This is a genomic window from Mesorhizobium sp. M2E.F.Ca.ET.219.01.1.1 (genome assembly GCF_004016445.2).
Taxonomy (GTDB): domain Bacteria; phylum Pseudomonadota; class Alphaproteobacteria; order Rhizobiales; family Rhizobiaceae; genus Mesorhizobium.
The window spans coordinates 1-347 of sequence record NZ_SADT02000130.1; the positions used below are offsets into that span (position 1 = coordinate 1).

1 pseudogene is annotated in these 347 nt (G+C 68.3%); it reads right to left on the reverse strand.

The window, feature by feature from the left end:
• Positions 1-347 (reverse strand): annotated as a pseudogene (locus EN862_RS35220) (ATPase); the annotation flags it as partial.

Genomic DNA, 347 nt, shown 5'->3' on the forward strand with positions numbered 1-347 from the left:
GTCGTGCAGGTCCATCGCCATGCGGCGGCGCTCGCGCTCCATGCCCTCGGTCAGTTGCGAGGCGCCGACCCTGAGCAGCTCCGCCCGGTTGCGCGTCTCGCTTTCGGCAAGCATGGCGCGCCGCGCCTCCTCGGTCTGGATCAGCGCGAAAATATAGGGCGCGATCAGATCGGCGCATTGCTGGGCGACCGCGACATCCGCCAGCGTGTAGCAGCCGATCTCGTGGCGGCTGATGTTGAGCGCGCCGATGACGCTGCCCCGCGCCCTCAGCGGTACGATGATGCGGCTGCGCAGCTTGGCCGCGAAAATCGGCCCATCGAAGGCGCCGGCAAAGTGGAAGCGGTCGT